Origin of the sequence: Rhodococcus sp. 1R11, from assembly GCF_004563845.1 — a bacterium.
Lineage (GTDB): Bacteria > Actinomycetota > Actinomycetes > Mycobacteriales > Mycobacteriaceae > Rhodococcoides.
On the sequence record NZ_SPNG01000004.1, the window covers coordinates 84,527 to 104,497 of the forward strand.

19 protein-coding genes and 1 tRNA gene are annotated in these 19,971 nt (G+C 64.6%); 8 read left to right on the top strand and 12 right to left on the bottom strand.

Translation table 11 applies throughout. The features are described 5' to 3' along the window. Position 1: 1 nt before the first annotated feature. On the bottom strand, positions 2-271 hold the full coding sequence (locus tag E4P29_RS08310) for a mycoredoxin (RefSeq protein ID WP_032366324.1): 270 nt from the start codon (positions 269-271) through the stop codon (positions 2-4). 104 nt (positions 272-375) lie between these two features. Here E4P29_RS08310 and E4P29_RS08315 point away from each other — a divergent pair, with 104 nt between their 5' ends. From E4P29_RS08315 to E4P29_RS26190, 3 genes are all read left to right on the top strand, one after another. After that, positions 376-2,499 (top strand): ATP-dependent DNA helicase UvrD2, encoded by a 2,124-nt coding sequence (locus E4P29_RS08315; protein ID WP_135043753.1) that lies wholly within the window; start codon positions 376-378, stop codon positions 2,497-2,499. Between the two features lie 143 nt (positions 2,500-2,642). Continuing rightward, positions 2,643-2,954, top strand: a complete 312-nt coding sequence (locus tag E4P29_RS08320; protein WP_135043756.1) for a hypothetical protein — start codon at positions 2,643-2,645, stop codon at positions 2,952-2,954. A gap of 153 nt (positions 2,955-3,107) precedes the next feature. Next, positions 3,108-3,428 carry a WhiB family transcriptional regulator gene (locus E4P29_RS26190; protein ID WP_027496555.1) on the top strand — a complete coding sequence of 107 codons (321 nt, stop codon included), beginning with the start codon at positions 3,108-3,110 and terminating at the stop codon, positions 3,426-3,428. Between the two features lie 34 nt (positions 3,429-3,462). Here E4P29_RS26190 and E4P29_RS08330 read toward each other — a convergent pair whose 3' ends face one another. The 3 genes from E4P29_RS08330 to E4P29_RS08340 all read right to left on the bottom strand — a co-directional run bounded on the left by E4P29_RS08330 (position 3,463) and on the right by E4P29_RS08340 (position 7,283). Next, entirely contained in the window at positions 3,463-4,773 is a 1,311-nt protein-coding gene (locus E4P29_RS08330; protein WP_135043759.1) for an AarF/UbiB family protein, read from the bottom strand. Between the two features lie 95 nt (positions 4,774-4,868). Beyond that, positions 4,869-5,756, bottom strand: coding sequence for a hypothetical protein (locus tag E4P29_RS08335; RefSeq protein ID WP_135043762.1), 888 nt, complete (start codon positions 5,754-5,756; stop codon positions 4,869-4,871). A 123-nt stretch (positions 5,757-5,879) separates the two neighbouring features. Beyond that, a complete protein-coding gene (locus tag E4P29_RS08340; RefSeq protein ID WP_135043765.1) occupies positions 5,880-7,283 on the bottom strand; it encodes a zinc-dependent metalloprotease in 1,404 nt (467 codons plus the stop codon). 144 nt (positions 7,284-7,427) lie between these two features. Here E4P29_RS08340 and E4P29_RS08345 point away from each other — a divergent pair, with 144 nt between their 5' ends. After that, positions 7,428-8,453 carry a PDZ domain-containing protein gene (locus E4P29_RS08345; protein ID WP_135043768.1) on the top strand — a complete coding sequence of 342 codons (1,026 nt, stop codon included), beginning with the start codon at positions 7,428-7,430 and terminating at the stop codon, positions 8,451-8,453. Positions 8,454-8,468: 15 nt separating this feature from the next. On the opposite strand, the gene E4P29_RS08350 is transcribed toward E4P29_RS08345, so the two are convergent. Beyond that, a complete protein-coding gene (locus E4P29_RS08350; protein WP_094695495.1) occupies positions 8,469-9,035 on the bottom strand; it encodes a PPA1309 family protein in 567 nt (188 codons plus the stop codon). 288 nt (positions 9,036-9,323) lie between these two features. Between E4P29_RS08350 and E4P29_RS08355 the strand changes: the two genes are divergently transcribed. Then, complete coding sequence (locus E4P29_RS08355; RefSeq protein ID WP_209205336.1) at positions 9,324-12,308, top strand: UPF0182 family protein; 2,985 nt, start codon at positions 9,324-9,326, stop codon at positions 12,306-12,308. A 143-nt stretch (positions 12,309-12,451) separates the two neighbouring features. Here the strand turns inward: E4P29_RS08355 and E4P29_RS08360 are convergent, their stop codons facing one another. Further along, complete coding sequence (locus E4P29_RS08360) at positions 12,452-13,015, bottom strand: transglycosylase family protein (RefSeq protein WP_135043774.1); 564 nt, start codon at positions 13,013-13,015, stop codon at positions 12,452-12,454. 501 nt (positions 13,016-13,516) lie between these two features. Here E4P29_RS08360 and E4P29_RS08365 point away from each other — a divergent pair. Beyond that, positions 13,517-13,593 (top strand) — tRNA-Met (locus tag E4P29_RS08365). Between the two features lie 105 nt (positions 13,594-13,698). Further along, a complete protein-coding gene (locus E4P29_RS08370) occupies positions 13,699-14,211 on the top strand; it encodes a putative immunity protein (RefSeq protein WP_135043776.1) in 513 nt (170 codons plus the stop codon). A 2-nt stretch (positions 14,212-14,213) separates the two neighbouring features. Here E4P29_RS08370 and E4P29_RS08375 read toward each other — a convergent pair whose 3' ends face one another. Together E4P29_RS08375 and E4P29_RS08380 are read right to left on the bottom strand one after the other, a co-directional pair. Further along, on the bottom strand, positions 14,214-14,834 hold the full coding sequence (locus E4P29_RS08375) for an ATP-binding protein (protein ID WP_135043778.1): 621 nt from the start codon (positions 14,832-14,834) through the stop codon (positions 14,214-14,216). A 5-nt stretch (positions 14,835-14,839) separates the two neighbouring features. Beyond that, positions 14,840-15,028 carry a hypothetical protein gene (locus E4P29_RS08380; RefSeq protein ID WP_032366331.1) on the bottom strand — a complete coding sequence of 63 codons (189 nt, stop codon included), beginning with the start codon at positions 15,026-15,028 and terminating at the stop codon, positions 14,840-14,842. A gap of 191 nt (positions 15,029-15,219) precedes the next feature. On the opposite strand from E4P29_RS08380, the gene E4P29_RS08385 reads away from it, so the two are divergent. After that, positions 15,220-15,393: a hypothetical protein gene (locus E4P29_RS08385; RefSeq protein ID WP_200937336.1), complete on the top strand. Its 174-nt coding sequence runs from the start codon at positions 15,220-15,222 to the stop codon at positions 15,391-15,393. Here E4P29_RS08385 and E4P29_RS08390 read toward each other — a convergent pair. From E4P29_RS08390 to E4P29_RS08405, 4 genes are all read right to left on the bottom strand, one after another. Then, positions 15,366-16,646 carry an RNA polymerase sigma factor gene (locus tag E4P29_RS08390; RefSeq protein WP_280634534.1) on the bottom strand — a complete coding sequence of 427 codons (1,281 nt, stop codon included), beginning with the start codon at positions 16,644-16,646 and terminating at the stop codon, positions 15,366-15,368. The two genes, E4P29_RS08385 and E4P29_RS08390, sit on opposite strands and share 28 nt — an antisense overlap. A 16-nt stretch (positions 16,647-16,662) precedes the next feature. After that, on the bottom strand, positions 16,663-17,007 hold the full coding sequence (locus E4P29_RS08395) for a YciI family protein (RefSeq protein WP_027496565.1): 345 nt from the start codon (positions 17,005-17,007) through the stop codon (positions 16,663-16,665). A gap of 184 nt (positions 17,008-17,191) precedes the next feature. After that, positions 17,192-18,412 (bottom strand): acyl-CoA dehydrogenase family protein, encoded by a 1,221-nt coding sequence (locus tag E4P29_RS08400; protein WP_032366333.1) that lies wholly within the window; start codon positions 18,410-18,412, stop codon positions 17,192-17,194. A gap of 44 nt (positions 18,413-18,456) precedes the next feature. Further along, positions 18,457-19,866 carry an acyl-CoA dehydrogenase family protein gene (locus E4P29_RS08405; RefSeq protein WP_032366564.1) on the bottom strand — a complete coding sequence of 470 codons (1,410 nt, stop codon included), beginning with the start codon at positions 19,864-19,866 and terminating at the stop codon, positions 18,457-18,459. Positions 19,867-19,971 lie beyond the last annotated feature (105 nt).

Sequence of the window (19,971 nt, forward strand, 5' to 3'; positions counted from 1 at the left end):
ATCAGAGCGACAGAGCGCGCTTGACCTCGGCGAGGCTGGGATTGGTTGCCGTCGATCCGTCCGCGAACTGCACGGTGGGCACGATGTGGTTTCCGTTGTTGACGCTGCCGACGAACTCCGCAGACTCGGGGTTCTGCTCGATGTCGATCTCGGAGTAGGCGATTCCCGCCTCGTCGAGCTGAGTCTTGAGCCGGCGGCAGTACCCGCACCAGGTGGTGGAGTAGACGGTCAGCGCGGCCGGGGTCTGTGGAGTGTTCTCGGTAGTGGTCACGCAGACAGTCAACAGCAGGGCGCAGGTGATTGTTCCGTGACGTCCGCCTCGGCGAGTCTCGGCGGCGTCGGGCCCGGACATCGCTGTCGGTAGGCACTGACACAATGGACCCCATGGCTGACGACGCGATGACTGCCGGGCTCGATCCGGAGCAATCCGCGGCGGTGCTGGCACCTCGTGGTCCGGTCTGTGTGCTCGCCGGGGCCGGAACGGGCAAGACTCGCACGATCACTCGACGCATCGCGCATCTCGTGTCCGCGGGACACGTGTCCTCCGGCCAGGTACTGGCGGTCACCTTCACCGCGCGGGCGGCCGGTGAGATGCGGGGCCGTCTGCGAGAACTCGGCGTCGGGGGAGAGGGCCCTCCGGTGCAGGCTCGTACCTTCCACGCTGCCGCGATGCGTCAGCTCAAATATTTCTGGCCACAGGTCGTCGGCGACACCGGATGGCAGTTGCTCGACCGTAAGTTCACCGTGGTCTCGCAGGCGGCGAACCGGGCCGGCGTATCCACCTCCACGGACGCCATCCGCGACCTCGCGGGCGAGATCGAGTGGGCAAAAGGCTCGTTGATCGCTCCGGAGGACTACCCGCGCATAGCGGCGAGCAACCGACGCGACGTGCCCATGGACGCAGCCAAGGTCGCTGCGGTGTACGCGGGATACGAAGAACTCAAATCTCGCGGCGGCGACGGCATGTTGCTCGACTTCGACGATCTGCTGTTGCACACGGCCGCGGCGCTCGAACAGCACTCCTCGGTGGCCGACGAATTCCGCGAACGCTATCGCTGCTTCGTCGTCGACGAGTATCAGGACGTGACGCCGCTCCAACAGCGGGTTCTCGACGCCTGGGTGGGCGATCGTGACGATCTCACCGTCGTCGGGGATGCGAATCAGACGATCTACTCGTTCACCGGAGCATCCCCTCGCTACCTGCTCGACTTCTCTCGCAAGTATCCCGAGGCCACGGTTGTCCGTCTCGAACGCGACTACCGATCGACACCTGAGGTCGTGTCGTTGGCCAATCGCGTGATCGGTGCCGCGCGGGGTCGCATTGCGGGCACTCGGCTGCAGCTGATCGGTCAGCGTGATTCCGGTCCGGAGCCGGAGTTCTTCGAGTACGACGACGAGCCCGCCGAAGCAGACGGAGTGGCGCGCGCGGTGAAGAGGTTGATCTCGAAAGGCGTCGAGCCTGCCGAGATCGCAATTCTGTACCGCATCAATGCGCAGTCCGAGGCGCACGAGCAGGCCCTGACCGAGCTGAAGATTCCCTATCAGGTTCGCGGCGGCGAGGGTTTCTTCACTCGACCCGAAGTGCGGCAGGGAGTCAATGCACTGCGCCAGGCTGCGGGCCGAGACGATCTACCCGACGGCTCTCGTGCCGGCGACGGCCTGACCGGTCTGGTTCGGGCCGTGCTGGCTCCACTGGGGTTGACCGCTACCGAGCCGACCGGTGCGCAGGCGCGGGAGAAGTGGGCCTCCCTGGGAGGTCTCGTGCAACTCACCGAGGAATTGCTGGTGCACGACCCCGAACTGACCCTCGACTCACTTCTGGGTGAACTCGCGGCTCGCGCCGAGGCACGGCATCCACCGACGGTGCAGGGCGTGACTCTGGCCTCGTTGCATGCGGCGAAGGGGCTCGAGTGGGATGCAGTGTTCATCGTCGGGCTTGCCGACGGAACGCTGCCGATATCCCATGCGATCGGCAACGATCCCAGTGCGAACAACGAGGCCGCCGTCGAGGAGGAACGTCGCCTTCTCTACGTGGGTGTCACCCGGGCGCGGGTCCACCTGCACCTGTCGTGGGCCCTGGCCCGTAACGAGGGTGGGCGCAAGTCGCGTCGGCGCTCCCGATTCCTGATCGGATTGGTGCCCGAGGATTCGCCCGCGTCGCGCATCGCGGCACCCGCGGCCAAGAGGTCCGGGCCCAAGTGCAGAATCTGCGGTAAGCCGCTGATCGGCACGTCGGCCACGATGCTCGGACGATGCGACAGTTGCCCGTCCAACGTGGACATCGCCCTGCTCGACGCGTTGAAGTCGTGGCGCTTGGACAAGTCTCGTGAACTCAAGGTGCCCGCATACGTCGTGTTCAGCGACAACACGTTGACTGCTATCGCGGAACAGCAACCGCAGGACGAGCGTGGGCTCGTTGCGATACCGGGAATCGGGGCCAAGAAGCTCGAGCGCTTCGGCGAGGACGTGCTGACGGTGGTGCGGTCTTCCGACCGGTAACCGTCCGTCGAACAGTTGCCGTAAAACTGCTGGTCAAAAATAACTTGTGCAGATCTCGGCGGGGGGCTTAGTCTGTTTCTCGTGTCGCGGGAGACCGCACACTGCCCAGTCCGCCCACGAGACCAGAACAGGAGCTGAAGAACATGATCGACACATTCGACATCGCCGGTGCAAGAGCAACCGTCGTGCTCAGCCCTGTCTTCGGTGCAACGCCCTTCGGCGATGCGCTGGTCGGTACGCCCGCTGCTGCGGCCGTAGCCGCCGGCTCGGTTGCGCAGACGTGGATTCGTCCCACCGCTTTCGGCCCGATGCACCAGTCCGCATCGGAAGCCCTCGGGTCGAATTCCGCCCCCGGTGTCCTGGCGTTGGCAGCAGCCGCTGTGTACACCCATCGACGTCACCGCGCACCACGCGCGTCCGTGTTCGACAGCAGATACCGACTTCACTGTAGGTAGACGCTTCGATTTGCCCACCAGGCCACGGACCCGCACTCGCGGACCGTGGCCTTTGTCGTTCAGGTAGATCCTCTACCCGAGCGTGAGGCCGACATGGTTCGCATCACCCCTCGAACCGATAACGACGCCGCACGAAAAGTAGAGGAGACCGACGTGTCAACCGCCACGATCCGGACGACATGCCGACCAGAGTCCGAAAGCACCTACGCAGCAACAAGTTTCGCCGAATCGGCGGAGCTCGAGCTGTCGGTGCCCTGCCGAGCGGCGAACCCCGACATGTGGTTCGCCGACACCCCTGCCGAATTGGAGCAGGCCAAGGCGCTGTGCGCCGAATGCCCCATCCGCCGTACCTGTCTCAGCGCCGCGTTGGATCGCGCCGAGCCGTGGGGCGTATGGGGCGGCGAGATCCTGGAACAGGGTGTTGTCATCGCACGCAAGCGTCCTCGCGGACGGCCGCGTAAGAACGCGGCATGAAGCTCGGTCCGGAGGTCCGGCTTCACCGAGTGACTCACTCGGTGAAGCCGGGCAACCATTCCGTCAGAATTGCCATGTACGGCGCATAGGCGTCGAGCTGCGCGCAGATTCCCACCAGGCCGCCCAGTACCCGGAAGATCATCACGTACTCCGGCGGCATGTTCAGCGAGCGAACGGTGCGGAACTGCGCGCTGTTGAAATCGGCGGCAGTGCCTGCCGCTTTCTGCAGCCACGCCCGAGTGAAGTGAAACGACTCGGTGTGGATCGGGTCTGTGAACGGGCGAAGGTAATCGGCAATTTCCTTCTCCGTCACCGTGCGCCCCGGCACCACGAAGCCACTTTCGGTGCACAGTTCGACCAGTTCGTCGAACTTGTCGTCACGAGCAAGTGCGACCATCCGGCCGAGGACCGGAGGCAGGCCGTCGGGCATCGGAGCACATGCCCCGAAATCGATGACGCCCATTCGGCCGTCGTCGAGCATCATGAAGTTTCCCGGATGTGGGTCCGCGTGCAACAACTTCGCGCGCGCAGGAGACTCGAACGCGAACCGCGCGAGTAGTTCGCCGGCTCGGTTACGCTCGTTCGCAGTTCCGTGCGCGATCACGTCGGCCAGGGGCCTGCCCGTCATCCATTCGCTCACAACCACTTTCGGGGCGCTGGCGACGATCTTGGGTACCGCGAACCGAGGATCGCCCGCGAATTCCTTGCTGAAGGCGCGCTGATTGGCTGCCTCGATGCGGTAGTCGAGCTCGTCCTCGGTGCGAGCCGTCAGCTCTTCGAGTACGGGCTTGACGTCCGTACCCGCGAGCACCGTGCTGAACAGATTCGCGAAACGAGACAGAGTCTTGAGGTCCGACCGCAGGGCGTCGTCCGCACCCGGATACTGGATCTTGACCGCGACGTCGCGCCCGTCCGCCCACGTGGCTCGGTGGACCTGGCCGATGCTTGCCGAGGCGATTGCGGTGTCGTCGAAACTCTCGAACCGTGATCGCCACGCCGTCCCGAGTTGTTGATCGAGTACGCGATGCACTGTCTTGGCCGGCATGGGCGGGCCCTGAGCCTGCAGCTTCGTCAGTGCCTCACGGTAGGGCTCCGAATACTCCTCGGGGACGGCGGCTTCCATCACCGACAGCATCTGACCGAGCTTCATGGCCCCGCCTTTGAGCTCTCCGAGTACGGAGAAGAGTTGCTCGGCTGCTTTGGCGGCCATGTCCGCGTCGATCTCGTCGCGGTTTCCGCCGGCGAGCTTCTTTCCGAAGCCCATCGCGGCACGTCCGGCCATTCCCAGGGGAATGCTGGCTAGTTTCGCGGTACGAGTGGATCCACGGCGCGGTATGTCTGACACAGCTCCATCATGGCTGAACCTTCCGACAAATGCTCGGACCGGTGAAACCGTGGCTCCGCCGGCCGAGGTGGGCGGGTGGTCGAGTGACCGTGTCGTCAGTACCAGCAGTCGCAATGCGGATGCCGAGTCCACTGCCGTTTGTGCACGGACGTGCCGGTTGCCGCAAAACTCAGCTCCATCGTGCAGTCGGTGGTTTCGGGCATCGTTCCGTCCGTGCGATCGATGAGGGTTTCGAGTTGCGCGAACGCGAACGCTGCCGTGGCCAACACCGTGGCGGTACTCGCCTGGCCCACCGTGCCGAGCAGATGTGCGGACAGGTGCGGCCACTCCGGATCGAGATCACAGCGGGTGAGATCGGCGCAGCGCAGGCAACTCGTCTGTCCGGGCACCACGAACGGGCCGACGATTCCTTTCCCGTCCCGCAATCGCACCTGCAGGTGCGGGATCCTTTTCCGCACCAGATCGGTCACCAGGCGGGGCTCGGCGACGAGGTCGTCGGTGAGCACGACCACGTCGTACTGCCACGAGTTCACGGCGAGGTGCGGATAGCGTGTCGGGGTCAGGCTCGTTCTGGTCACCGCGACGCTGGTGCGCCGCAACCCGGCGGTCAGCGCATCCGAGAGCGGCCCGCGGCCCACGACATGCACGGAACGAATGTCGCGCAGTTCACTCGACGGAGCGTTTGCATTGCTCGCCGTCGGGCCATTCGTGCCGTGCACGAGAAGGCCGGAATCGTCCAATTCGGCGAGCATCGACGACACTCGGTTCGCGGACAAACCCAACGTCATTGCGTGACAGACGATGTGAGGCCTGGAACGTCCTGCAGCGAGAAGCCGCAGGATCTCGAGTATCGAACCCAGTTCCGCACCGGGAGGGGGAGTGACGACGACGCTGGTCTCGGGGCTCCACCCCAGTCGAACAGTTCCGTCCCGTCGCGGCAGGATGGCCACCGCAGGATCGAGTCGCACGGTCGATGTGATCATGAAGCACACTGTGACACTCGGTCGAACGGCAAACGCCCGCTCGGAGCACGTTATCCACAGGGGAAAATGGGCTTCGAGCAGGCGTTCGACGGGTCCGACGGCATTGGTGTGCGCCGTCCGGGTTCAGGGTGTGGAAGAGCCCTTGTCCGGATGGTCGTCGCCGTCCCCGGAGGCGTCGTCCGTGCCGTGTTCCGCTCGTTCGGCGGCCTCCTTTGCCTCCATCGCCTCGAGTTGCGCGATGGGGTCGTCGAAGCTGGAGGTGCCGCCGCCGACGACTCGGTCGATGAACGCTGCTGGGTTGTCCAGGTCGGATGCGTCGGGCAGCAGATCCGGGTGTGCCCACACCCCGTCGCGGCCCTCCACGTCCGCGGCGGCCAGTAGTTGGCGCCACAGATCGGCGGCCTCGCGCACCTTGCGGGGGCGCAACTCGAGACCGACCAACGTCGCGAACGTCTGCTCTGCCGGGCCGCCGGAAGCGCGGCGACGGCGAATGGTCTCGGCGAGGGCAACTGTGCCGGGGAGACGGTCGCCGAGTGCGGCAGTGACCACGGTCTCCACCCAGCCCTCCACCAGCGCCAGCAACGTTTCGAGACGTTCGAGAGCGTGCTTCTGCTCGGGTGTGGTCTGCGGCTCGAACGAACCCTGCTGCAGCAGCGCTTCGATTTTCGACGGATCCGTCAGCGCCGACGGGTCGAGCCCGGCAGCGGCTTCCTCGATTGCCGAGAAATCCATGCGGATGCCGCGAGCATATTCCTCGACAGTGGCGAGAACCCGCTGGCGCAGCCACGGGACATGGCTGTACAGCCGTTGGTGTGCAGCTTCGCGGGCGGCCAGGAACACCAGCACCTCACGCTCGGGCTGTTCGAGACCTTCGCTGAACGACTCGATCGCCGACGGTAGCAACGCGGCGGTGCCCGACGGGCCGAGCGGGAGACCGATGTCGGTTGAGGTGAGCACTTCCTTCGACAGTTGGCCCAGTGCCTGACCGAGTTGCGAGCCGAATGCCATTCCGCCCATCTGGGTCAGCATGCCCATCATCGGTCCGGCCATCTGCTGAGCCTCCGGCGGCAGCCCCGAGGTCCACATGCCCGAAATCTGCTCGGCGACCGGATCGCACAGCCGCTTCCAGGTGTCGATGGTGTTGTCCAGCCAGTCGACCGGCGTCCACGCTGCAGTCTTGGTGGCACCGGCAGGCAATGTGGTGGCACCGTCCAGCCAGAGCTCGGCGAGGTGGGCGGCCTCGGTGATGGCCTCACGCTCCCCGGCCGACACCGGGCTGAAATCGCCCATCTGCTGTCGGGCCAATTGCTTGGCGAGGTCGTAATTGACCGGTCCGGCCGACGATCCGCCCGACCCCGCGGCACCCATGCCGCTGAGCATCTGGCCGAACTGGGTGAGCATCTGGCCCAGTTGTGCAGGGTCGAAGCCCTCGGCCCCGAATCCGAAACCGGCGGGGTTACCCGACCCGTCCGGATCCTTCTTCTTGTCCGGGTCGTCGTCGGAAGCACCGAAACCAAAATTGCTCATGGCTCAACGGTACAAGCCATGAGCACTCGGAGCGCGAAAGATCGTCACGCTGACGGCGAACAGAACGGCTTCGTCGCATCGTGCGTCGGGCTCCGGCAGGGGCGGTATCCACGCCGCCGCACGTTCGGATCTAGTGTCTACCGAGTGAACCGAAGGATCGCCACACTCGTCGCAGCGCTGGTACCGGTCGTGGTGCTGGGCGTCACCGGCTCGGTCGTCACCGTTCCGTTCGCGGCACTCGGCCCCGGGCCGACCTACAACACTCTCGGTGACGTCGACGGCGTGCCCGTAGTCCAGATCGACGGCACCGACGTCGACCCCACCGCAGGCCATCTGAACATGACGACGGTGGCCGTGCGGGATCAGCTCAATCTCTTCGAGGCTCTCGGGTTCTGGGCCAGTGGGCGTCAGGGACTGGTACCTCGTGAGGAGGTATACCCACCGGACAAGTCGAAAGAGGAAGTGCAGGAGGGTAATCAGGCCGATTTCGAGCAATCGGAATCCAGTGCCGAACTCGCCGCTCTGCATCACCTCGACCTCCCGGTGTCGCTGTCGGTGACCAGCGTGGCCCAGGACGGCCCCGCCGCAGGCGTGCTGGACATCGGAGACACTCTGGTTGCGGTGGGCGGCGCCCCCGTCTCGACGGCCGGCGCGGTTCGCGAGGCCGTCAGCGCCAAGGCACCCGGCGATTCGCTCGACATCGACTACGTGCGCGATGGTGCCCCTCGTACGGGCTCCGTTGTGCTCGGGGCCAGGCCGGATGATCCGTCCAAGGGGTATCTCGGTGTGACGCCCGAGGAACAGCCGGACGTTCCGTTCGACGTGAAGTTCAATCTCGCCGACGTCGGTGGTCCGTCCGCCGGCTTGATGTTCAGCCTGGCGGTCGTGGACAAACTGAGTCCCGGCGAGCTGAGCAACGGCGAATTCGTGGCCGGAACAGGCACGATCGACGCAACGGGAACGGTCGGCCCTATCGGCGGTATTCCCTACAAGCTGATCGCAGCTCGCGAGGCAGGGGCCACGACGTTCCTGGTGCCGGACGCCAATTGTGGTGAGGCGCAACAGAATGTGCCCGACGGTCTGCGCTTGGTGCGAGTCGAATCGCTGGACAACGCGATCGATTCGCTTCGGGCGATCGGGTCGGGCGAAGACGCTCCGACCTGTAGCTGACCCGCTCGGTCGTATTTACTCGTCGTCGACCACATCGAACGTCGCGTACAGACCGTGGACGACGTTGGGTGCCAGGTCCTCGGCGATGCGAAGGTCGATGGGAGCGAACGGATCGGCGTCTTCGTCCGGATGCAGTTGCAACAACGTCAACGACGGCCCGTCTTTCAGCACTGCCACGATCAGTCGCGCGTCACGCTTCTCGGGATGGTTCTCGGCGGCCGATCGCGCCGCATTGTCGGCCGCGTCGGGATCTGCGAGCAGCGGCATCAGTGCGTCGTCGAGCGCCGACTCCGCAGCCGGGGGGAGTACGACGATCTCCTGAACGAGTGCGCATCCCACGACGCCCTCGGGCCACGTCGACGTGGCGAGGAATTCGTCGAGGGCGGGGGAGCCGCCGGTGATGTCCTCGGGCAACGAATGCTGCTGGATCGGTGTGAGTGCGGCACCGTCGGCCAGATCGTCGAGCAGACCGGGTTCTGCCGCGGCGAGGGCAGCGGTGGGCACCAGCGCGAACATCTGGGGCGACTGGCCCCACCCGCCCGCGTCGACGAAGTCCGCCACCTCACGCGCGCACCGAGCCAAGGCCTCGGCGACGTCGGGTCCACCCGACTCGGGGTCGAAGTCGTCTCCGAAATGTTCCTGGCCGGGCAGTCCGTCACTGTCGTTGCTCACCGCACTATCCTCGCATCCGAATGGTTCCACGAATGTCGATGCTCCTGACCTGCGGTCCGGCGGGGCCGCAGTACGGGCGTCACAGCCGTAGGATCAACGTACGTACAGTAGGGCGAAACGGACATGCGGCGCACGCGAGGTGCGCCGTGACAGTCATCTGCGGCGCCATCGGCGTCGCCCGAAGTTGGAGTGTGGCACGTGGGCATGAGGCCCCCCACCGGTATGCCGTCGTTGTCGCGGCGAAGCCGGATCTTGCTCGTATTGGCCTTGGTAGTAGCAGCTTTGCTGCTCATCGGTCCGCGGTTGATCGATATCTACACGAACTGGTTGTGGTTCGGAGAAGTCGACTTCCGCGGCGTCTACACCACCACTCTGCTGACCCGGTTGGTGATTTTCCTCGTCGTCGCTGTCGTCGTCGGGCTCATCGTCTTCGGCGCGCTGGTCGTCGCGTACCGCAATCGCCCAGTGTTCGTTCCGGTGGCCGGACCCAACGATCCGATCGCTCGATACCGCACCACGGTGATGAGCCGATTGCGGTTGTTCGGCATCGGAATCCCGGTCGTGTTCGGCTTCCTGTCCGGCATGATCGCCCAGACGAACTGGGTCACCGTGCAGCTGTTCCTGCATGGCGGCGACTTCGGGCAGACCGACCCGCAGTTCGGCCTGGACGTCGGGTTCTACTCGTTCGATCTGCCGTTCTACCGCTTCATCCTGAACTGGCTGTTCGTTGCAATCCTGGTGGCGTTCTTCGCAAACCTGGTGACGCAGTACGTGTTCGGCGGCATTCGTCTCGCCGGCCGAGAAGGAGCGCTCACCCGCGCGGCGCGGATTCAGCTCGCGGTTCTGGCCGGCACCTTCGTCCTGCTCAAGGCCATCGCCTACTGGTTCGACCGATACACGCTGTTGTCGAGCAGTCGTAAGGAGCCGACGTTCACCGGTGCCAGCTTCACCGACATCAACGCGGTGCTGCCGGCGAAGCTGATTCTGTTGGCCATCGCAGTCATCTGTGCCGTGGCCTTCTTTGCGGCCATCTTCCTCCGCGACCTCAGAATCCCCGCCTTGGCCACAGCGCTGTTGGTGCTGTCGTCGATCCTCATCGGTGCGGTCTGGCCGCTGGTGATGGAACAGTTCTCGGTGCGTCCGAACGCGGCCCAGAAAGAAAGCCAATACATTCAGCGAAATATCACGGCGACCCGTGATGCGTACGGAATCGGCGACGATGTCGTCGATTATCAGGCCTACTCGGGTGAGAGTTCGCAGAATCCGCGCGAGAGCGAGGCCGACCGGACCACTATCGCAAACACTCGCCTGCTCGACCCGAACGTGCTCTCCCGCACATTCACCCAGCAGCAGCAGCTGAAGAACTTCTTCGGCTTCCCCGACACACTCGACATCGACAGATACGAGATCGACGGGCAGTTGCAGGATTACATCGTCGCCGCTCGCGAGCTGTCCCCGCAGTCGTTGACCGGAAACCAGACGGACTGGATCAACCGTCACACGGTGTACACACATGGAAACGGCTTCGTCGCTGCTCCTGCCAACAGAGTGAACGCAGCGGTGCAGGATCCGACGGCCGAGGGTGCAAGCAGTAACAGTGGCTACCCGATCTACACGGTGAGCGACATCGCTTCCCAGGGTTCCAACCAGGTGATCCCGGTGGATCAGCCGCGAATTTACTACGGCGAGGTGATCGCTCAGGCAGACCCCGACTACGCAATCGTCGGTGCTGCGGAGGGCGAGAATCGTGAGTACGACACTGACGAGTCGAACTTCACCTACGACGGTGCCGGCGGTGTCTCGGTGGGTAACTGGTTCAATCGCCTGGCCTTTGCGGCAAAGTACGGCGAGCGAAACATTCTGTTCTCGGGAGCAATCGGTAGCGACTCGAAAATTCTGTTCGATCGCGATCCCCGCGATCGAGTGCAGAAGGTAGCGCCGTGGCTGACCACCGACACCGATTCCTACCCGGCAGTGGTCGGTGGCAAGATCGTCTGGATTGTCGACGGCTACACCACGCTGGACACGTATCCCTACGCTCAGCGGGCGTCTCTCGGCGGGCTCACGGTCGACAGCAACGAGCCGACCACAGGCCGACCGCTCCCACGAGACGAAGTGTCGTACATCCGGAACTCCGTCAAGGCAACGGTCGATGCATACGACGGAACGGTGACGCTCTACCAGGTCGACGACAAAGACCCTGTGTTGAAGGCGTGGATGGGTGTGTTCCCCGGTTCGGTTCAGCCGGAGTCCGCGATCTCCGACGAGCTACGCTCACACTTCCGCTACCCGGAGGACCTGTTCAAGGTCCAGCGAGAGATGTTGGCGAAGTATCACGTGGACAACCCCAACGAGTTCTTCACCAACAACGCGTTCTGGTCCGTGCCGAGCGATCCGACCAGTAACAGCGGCGCGGGGAGTGAATTGAACCAGCCCCCGTACTACGTACTCATCGGTGATCCGGAAACAGGAAAGCCGTCATTCCGGTTGACCAGTGCCATGGTCGGGTTCAATCGTGAATTGCTGGCCTCGTACATCTCGGTCGGTTCCGATCCCGACGACTATGGGAAGTTCACGGTTCTCCAGTTGCCTACCCAGACTCAGACACAGGGTCCGCAGCAGGCACAGAACTCCATGACATCGGATGCACGCGTCGCGTCGGACCGAACGCTCCTGGAGCAATCGAACGAACTGCAGTACGGCAACCTGCTGACCTTGCCCATCGCCGACGGCGGAATTCTGTACGTCGAGCCGCTGTACACCTCACGTAAGAACGCGTCGACGTCGACCTTCCCGCAGTTGACGAAGGTTCTGGTGAGCTATCGCGAGCCGGGAGCAGAAGGTGGCGTCCGCGTCGGCTACGCCGCTCGGTTGTCCGAGGCACTGGATCAGGTGTTCGGGGCAGGAACCGGTTCTGCTGCTACTGCTCCGGGCGGTGCCCCGGAGAATCCGCAGCCGGCGGAATCGGGAAGCACTGAGGGATCAGAGGGGAGTACTCCGGCGTCACCGAGTCCGGCCCCGTCCGCAGGCGGATCTGCGGCCAGGGACGCCGCCGTCAGCGGGTTGAACGACGCACTCTCCGCCGTGCGCACTGCACAGCAGAGCGGCAACCTGGCGCAGCTCGGCACAGCGCTGGAGAACTTGCAGAAGGCGGTCGACGCGTACAACGGGGCCGGTAGCTGATCGGCACTGTTCCACCGGGTTGACTGCAACGACAGAGCCGCCTCACCGAATCGGTGAGGCGGCTCTGTCGTTGTTCGCTACAGCCGGATGCGCTGGGCATCACTGCGAGCGGAACGAGGCAGTTCTAGCGAACTGCCGGTGAATCAGCGTCCGATGGGCGCGAGCACCGGAGCGTTCGCAGCAACGAAGTGCTGGAACTGGGTGCTCAGGCCGTACTGGTCGGCGAGCTTGGATGCCGCATCGAATGCGCCCTGAGCGGCCTGTGCGGCTGCTGCGGCCTCGGGTGCGACGGCAGGCGCGGGCGCCGGTGCCGGAGCTGCCTGAGGAGCCGGTGCCGGTGCCGCTTCGGGCTCGGCTGCCGAGGTGCCGGTGGTCAGCTGCTGACCACAGACGGGCCATGCGCCCGGTCCCTGGCTCTGCAGGGTGTTCTCTGCGACGCGGATCTGCTCGGCCTTGGAGGCGTTGGCGGGCGATCCGCTTCCGCCGTTGGCCGTCCAGGTGCTCTGCGAGAACTGCAGGCCACCGTAGTAGCCGTTTCCAGTGTTGATGTTCCAGTTGCCACCGCTCTCGCACTGTGCGACGCCGTCCCAGTTGTGGGTGGCTGCGTTGGCGGTTCCGGCAGAAACGCCGAGCGGAATGGCGACGGCTGCGCCGGCGATGGCGGCCAATCCGAGTGCGCGCTTACCGAAGTTGTTCTGAGTGGTCATGCGGGGTGAATCCTCTCCGCGCTCGACTGGCGCGACTGGCCTGCGAATCGTTACGCCGGTGGTGATGGCGGTGGCGACCAGGCACTTCGTATCGTCGCGGCTCTGCCCCCGTGCGTATTGGGGACCACACCCGCGGGGCAGAGCGAAAGAAGCGGCGGGGTGGTGCAAGCCCAGCGGTTTAGGGCCGTCCGTGAAGGTAGTCGAGGATTCATCCACCGTCACTGTGCGGATATGGGATGCCACCCGTCCACATAGTGGGATTGTGCCCCCTATTCGTGCAGGTCAAGCTGCATTGTGGCGTTAATGTTTCACCTTCGTGACCCGACCGTTATGTGATTCGAAACACGTTGGAAAAGAGACGCGGAGCACTATTTTTGGGGGCTTCGTACGTGCTACGAGGGTCGGCACGCGCGGATATCGAACCCGGTCGACATCGTCGGGCACCCCGTGGTCACGTGATTTGCATTCGCCGTACACGCGGGGGTAACTTCATAGATGCAACGCGGGGTGGAGCAGCTCGGTAGCTCGCTGGGCTCATAACCCAGAGGTCGCAGGTTCAAATCCTGTCCCCGCTACCACTGAAAAAGCCCGAGACCATACGGTCTCGGGCTTTTTTGTGCTCTGATATCCACCGTGCAATCACGTTCGACTGCCCGATACTCGTTCGAAGAGTGCGGCCGAGGATGATCCTGCCCGCTGTTCGAGATCCCCGGCTCGTCACCGCCCGGCGCGGGGGACTGCTGTCCGATGACGATCATCGGGCCCTGGCACTCTGGGCTGCTGCCTGTGCCGAACACGTGCTGCCCCTGTTCGAGAGCTCGGTTCCGTCCGACACCAGACCGAGGGAAGCCATCGACGCGATCGGCGCGTGGGTACGCGGTGAGCTGCCGATGATGGAGACCCGCGCCCTCGGCGGACACGCGATGGGCGCAGCGCGTCCCCTTCGCGGAGCGGCTCGATTCGCCGCCTACGCCGCAGGCCAGGCCGCATGCGTGGCGCACGTGGCCGAACACGACCTGGGAGCCGCGGCATACGCCATCAAGGCAGTTCGCGCTGCGGCACCGTCGTCGAATGCAGCAGCCGCGGCGTTTGCGGAAAATGAGTGGCAGAGGGAACAGCTGCCGGACAGCGTGCGGGCTCTGGTGTTGGAGGACCGGCACAGGAGAAACAGCATCTGCTGGTACGTGTTCGAGTAGATCTACAGAACCGTGACCGTGAAGGACTGCGTGTCGACGACCAGAGCGCGAACATCGCGCGGGCTCAAATGATCTGCGGCGAGCAGTGAGGTATCGGGACGGAACCGGATCGTGGTACCGGTCCGATCCATAGGGGCAGTCGACACCGATTCGGTGACGGGCAAGCCGTACTGGTACCGGCGGGTCCACGAGCCCTCCCTGCGACGGTTGGTATGCTCGAGCACGTCCGACAGCGCTGCGACAGTAGACATTCCGCGGCGGGCATGTCCGTCCGCCAACAGCACTGGCTCCAGCCGGTCGAAGAAGCGAACATCTGCAGTGCTCACAACGGGCTTGCGAATCGCGAGTCCGCGGTCGAATCGTGTGTCGGTGCCTCGTCCGAGGTCCGTCACATCGATCGTGCCGTCCGAGTCGAACGTGATGGTTGCGTGACCGCCTCCCTGATCCTCGGCTTCGTCCACCGCATACGCGAGGACTTCGAGAACCAGGTGCAGCACTCCACCCGGCGAGTACTCACCGGGGTGGCTTCTGATGTGCGAGAGGTGATCTCGATCGACATCCATCGACCAGTCGTGCGTCGTGGTGGACCAGGTGCGTCGGCCGGACACGGAGGGCTCGGGCACCGACGTCAGTCGGAGACCTGCTCCCGTGCATCGTCACTGGTGACAATGTCATCATCGTCGGTGGTCGCGGCATCCTCCGGCTCGTCTGCGGTGAGGTCGACGGTGTCCGCGCCCTCGAGAGCCGTCAGTTCCTGTTCTGCCTCTGCGATGAGGCCCTTGGCGTTCTCTTCGACCTTTTTGATCCACTCGGCCATGACTGCCACCCTTCGCTCGATCGTCTACCACCGGTCTACCAGACTCGAGCCCTCTAGGATCACCGGTGTGCGAATGCAGACCCAACGACTGGTTCTCGACGAGCCTGCAGATGCGGATCTCGACGCCTGTACGAGATCTGCAGTGATCCGCAATCGAGTGCGCGTACCGAACTCGGCCCGAAATGCCGGTCGTGGCATATCTTCTCGAACACAACCTCTCATCCGCTCGCGTGGCCGAGCGCGCCGGCCTGAAGCTGGTATCCCGTGGACCCGACATCGGCAACCCCGATCCCGAGGCCATCCGGCTGGTGTACGCAGACCGACCGCTCACGGCCGATCAGGTGGATGCTGTGCTGTCCGCCTGATCCCGTGCGTCGGCAACCTCGGCCAGTCGTCTTCTCAGCAAACGCTTCTCCGGCGCCGTTCGTGCGAAATCCAATGCTCTCCGGTAGTGCACGGCGGCCGCGTCCATCCGGCCCAGTCGGTGCAGCAGATCGGCCTTCGCCATCGCGAACGGGTGGTAACGGCGCAGGGCCGGCTCAGCGGCAATGGCGTCCAACAACTCGAGCCCGGCCTCGAACCCCTCGGTCATTGCGACGCCGACGGCCCGGTTGAGCTCGACGACCGGTGATGGTGTGAGTGTCATCAACACGTCGTACAGAGCCACGATCTGAGGCCAGTCCGTGCTCGCGGCGTCAGCAGCCTCGTCGTGTAATGCCGCGATGGCGGCCTGAACGGAGTACGGGCCGGCCGTTCCGCGGGTCAGGGCCTCGCTCACGAGTTGCGTTCCCTCGGCGATGAACGCGGCATTCCATACGCGCCGGTCCTGATCGGCCAACAGCACGATCTCGCCGTGTTCGTCGATCCGAGCGCGGCGTCTGGCGTCGGTCAGCAACATCAGCGCAAGCAAGCCGGTCACCTCGGACGTGCCCGGTAGAGCCGCGTGCAGAACTCTGCCCATACCGATCGCTTCGTCCGAGAGATCGACGCGTCCGACCCCATCGCCGGATGTCGCCGAGTACCCCTCGGTGAAGATGGAGTAGACGACCTCGAGCACCATGGGCACTCTCTCCGCCAGCTCGTCCGGTCCTGGAACGCGAAACGGAAAACGCCCCGTGCGAATCTTGTTCTTGGCCCGCACTATTCGCTGTGCCGCCGTGGCGGGAGGGATGAGCAGCGCGCGCGCCACCTCTGCCGTGGACAGACCCGCGAGACACCTCAGCGTCAAGGCGAGTCGGTCCTGGGCAGCAAGAGCCGGGTGGGAGCACGTGAAGAACAACTGGAGGCGATCGTCGGGCATACGGTCGTCGAGCGCATTCGTGCCAGACGGGTTGCCGCGGTCCGAGTCGATCTGCAGCAAGGCCACTTTCGCAGCCAGTGTCTCATCGCGTCGGAGGCGGTCGACTGCCTTGCGCCGGGCTGTGGTGAGCAACCAGGCCCCGGGCTTGGCCGGTATGCCATCGATCGGCCAATGCGTCAGAGCCGCCTCGATGGCATCCGACGTCACCTCTTCCGCGAGGTCGAGGTCGCGGTAGCGCTGCACCAACGACGCAAGCAGCATCGAGCGCTCGGCACGGAAGACCGATCCGATCGTTCGACTGACCTCGACCTCGCTCACCCAACGATCCCGCGCGTCAGAATTCTGCGAGCGGGCGCACGACGACGGTGCCGCCGTCCTTGGAGCCGGGGCAGCGGGCCGCCCACTCGAGCGCGGCATCGAGGTCGGGAACGTCGATGACGTCGTAACCCCCGAGTACCTCGTGCGACTCGGCATACGGGCCGTCCGTGACGGTCCGTTCGCCCGTGCTCGGATCGACGCGTACCGCGGTAGCGGTGGTCAAGTCGGCCAGAGCGTGCCCCGCAACGTAGACCCCGGCCTCCTTCAGTTCCTTCTCGTAGGTCATCCAGTCCTCCACACTGCTGCAGCCGGGTGCAGCACCGGGGGAGGTGTCGGCGTTGATCAACAGGATGTACTTCATGGTGCGCTCCTTGGCTCGGTACCTCGGTGTCGCGGCGCAATTCGCCGTACACGAAGACGACGATCGAGACATCACGATATCGACACCGACCCTCGACATTTCTTCGAAGCGCACGAAAGCGGCACCGGACGCACAGTCCGGTGCCGCTTGTCGATCACGTGCCGACTCGATGACGAGCCACTGCTTACTTCAGCTCGGCCGAGGACTTTCCGAGTACGCGACGGGCAACGATCAGCTGCTGGATCTGCTGCGTGCCCTCGAAGATGTCGAGAATCTTGGAGTCACGGCTCCACTTCTCGAGCAGCGGGCGCTCGGAGTAGCCGTAGGTACCGGCCAACTCGACTGCTTTGAGGGTGATGTCCACAGCAGAGCGTCCGGCCTTCGCCTTCGACATCGACGCCTGCAGCGAGTTGGGCTCCTTGTTGTCCGCCATCCACGCCGCGCGCAACGCGAGCAGGTGGGCGGCTTCCCAGTCTGCTTCGAGTCGCAGGAACTCTGCGGCCGCCGCGTGCTGGTTGTAGGCGGGAGTCTCGTACGAGATGTCGACTCCGGCATCGACCAGGATCGACCGCAACTCTTCCAGTGCGGCACGTGCGACTCCGATTGCCATTCCAGCAACCAGAGGGCGAGTGTTGTCGAACGTCTGCATGACGCCCGCGAAGCCCTTTTCGACATTGACCTCGGCGGTGCCGAGCAGGTTGTCCTTCGGGATGCGGCAATCCTCGAGCAGCAGGGCTGCGGTGTCGGAGGCCTTGATGCCCAGCTTGTGCTCGAGGCGGGCAACCGACAGGCCCGGAGCGTCACGCGGGACGACGAACGACTTGATGGCCGCGCGGCCGAGAGACTTGTCGACCGTTGCCCACACCACGATGTGGGTGGAACGCTCACCGGCGGTGACGTAGATCTTCTCGCCGTTGAGCACCCACTCGTCGCCGTCGAGGACAGCGGTAGTGGTGACTGCCGCGGAGTCCGAGCCGAAGCTGGGCTCGGTGATGGCCATAGAAGCCCACACCTTGCCGAAGCGCTCGAGCTGCTCGTCGGTGGAAACCGCGGCGATGGCCGAGTTGCCGAGTCCCTGGTACGGGATCGACAGCGTGAGGCCGACGTCGCCCCAGCAGGTTTCGATGACGTTCACCAGAGCGGACATGTTGCCGCCGTTGGAATTGGCTGTCTTGCTGGGCTTGGCCGACTCGCTGTCCTTCTCGCGGCCACCAGCGGCTCCGCCGATTTCGCCACCGGCGTCGGACATGCCTTCGACCATGGACGCCATGGTGTCGAGCTCCACCGGGTACTCGTGCTCGGCGAGGTCGTACTTGCGGGAGATGGGGCGGAAGATCTCGGCAGCGACCTGGTGAGCCTGATTCGCCTGCGCCCGAAGCTTCTTGGGAAGTTCAAGATTGATCATCGTGTGTGTCCTTGGGTGAGTGCCATGGAATTCGGGTCGGCGAGCTAGATGAGAACGATGCCTTCGGCGACGCCGACGGACCGTAGATCGCGGTACCAGCGCTCGACCGGATGTTCCTTGGTGAAGCCGTGTCCACCGAGCAACTGCACACCGTCGGAGCCGATCTGCATTCCCTTCTCGGACGCCAGGCGGCGTGCGAGGGCCGATTCACGAGTGAACGACAGTCCCTGCTCGGCGCGAGACGCGCCACGCAGCGTGACCAACCGCATGCCGTCGAGCTCGATGGCGATGTTGGCGACCATGAAGGCCACGGCCTGGCGGTTACTGATCGGCTCGCCGAACGCAACGCGCTCGTTGACGTACGGAACGACGTAGTCGAGTACGGCCTGGCTCGTACCGACGGCCAAGGAGGCCCAGCCCAGACGGGCCAAACCGATGGCGGCGCTGTACTCGGCGGCGCGCTGGTCGGCGTCACCATCACCGAGCAGAGCCGACTCGGGCACTGCCACGTCGGTGAGGATCAGGCGACCCAGGCCCGCGGCGCGCAGACCCATGCTCGGATCCGCTTCGACGACGAGGCCCTTGGAGTCGGACTCGACGATGAAGAAAGTCGGGCGACCTTCGAGTTCCGCCGCGATGACGAACAGCTCCGAGCTGCCGGCCGCGGGTACGAGGCTCTTGACTCCGTTGAGCTTGTATCCGCTGGGCGAGCGCACCGCCTTGGTCTGCAGAGCGTACGGATCGAACAGTGCGCGGGGCTCGTTGACGACCACTGCTGCGTTCGGCACCTTCTCGCCGACGAATGCCGGAAGGTACGTCTTCTGCTGCGCATCCGTTCCCCACTGAGTGAGGGCGACAGCGACACCGCTGGGCGCGAGGATCGGCAGGGCCAGGCCCATATCGCCGTGGGCGAGAGCCTCGGCGACGAGGGAATTGGTGACCGCACCGCGCTCGCTGGCGGCACCGTCGAGCTCCTCGGGGACGTTGATCAGCGTGATGCCGAGTTCGGCGGATCGGCGGACCAGGTCCTCGGGCGAGGAGGCGTTGTGATCGGCCTCGAAGGCGGCCGGCCGGAGGATCTCCTCGGCGAACTCCTTGACCGTTTCGACGATCATGCGCTGCTCGTCGTCGGGGGTCAGGTCGAAGTAGCTCAGGTTCTTCGCGGCACCGTCGTCGAGACGCTTGGGCTTGCCGCCTCCGGTGACCTTGGCGAACGTACGGTTGGCAGCGCCGAGGGTCTTGAACCCGGTCTTGGTGCTCTCGTACGTAACGCGGTCGATCGTCTGTCGAAGGTTGTACTTCTCCGCCAGTTCGGACCCGGTGATGGCCGTCAGAACGCGCATGGCGGTTCCGATCGCATCTCTCTTGAACGGGTTGAGGCCAACCGCAGAAGTATCGCGGGGCACCTTGGGGGCCTTCGCGTCGACCACACTGTCTTGCTTGCTCATGATCACCAGTTCCTCGGCGTCGGGCACGGACTTCACAGATCTTACTCCCGAGTAAGTTAGCTGTCTACTGTCGAGTAAGTACTGGTGGCGCACGACACCGTGGCGGGTCTT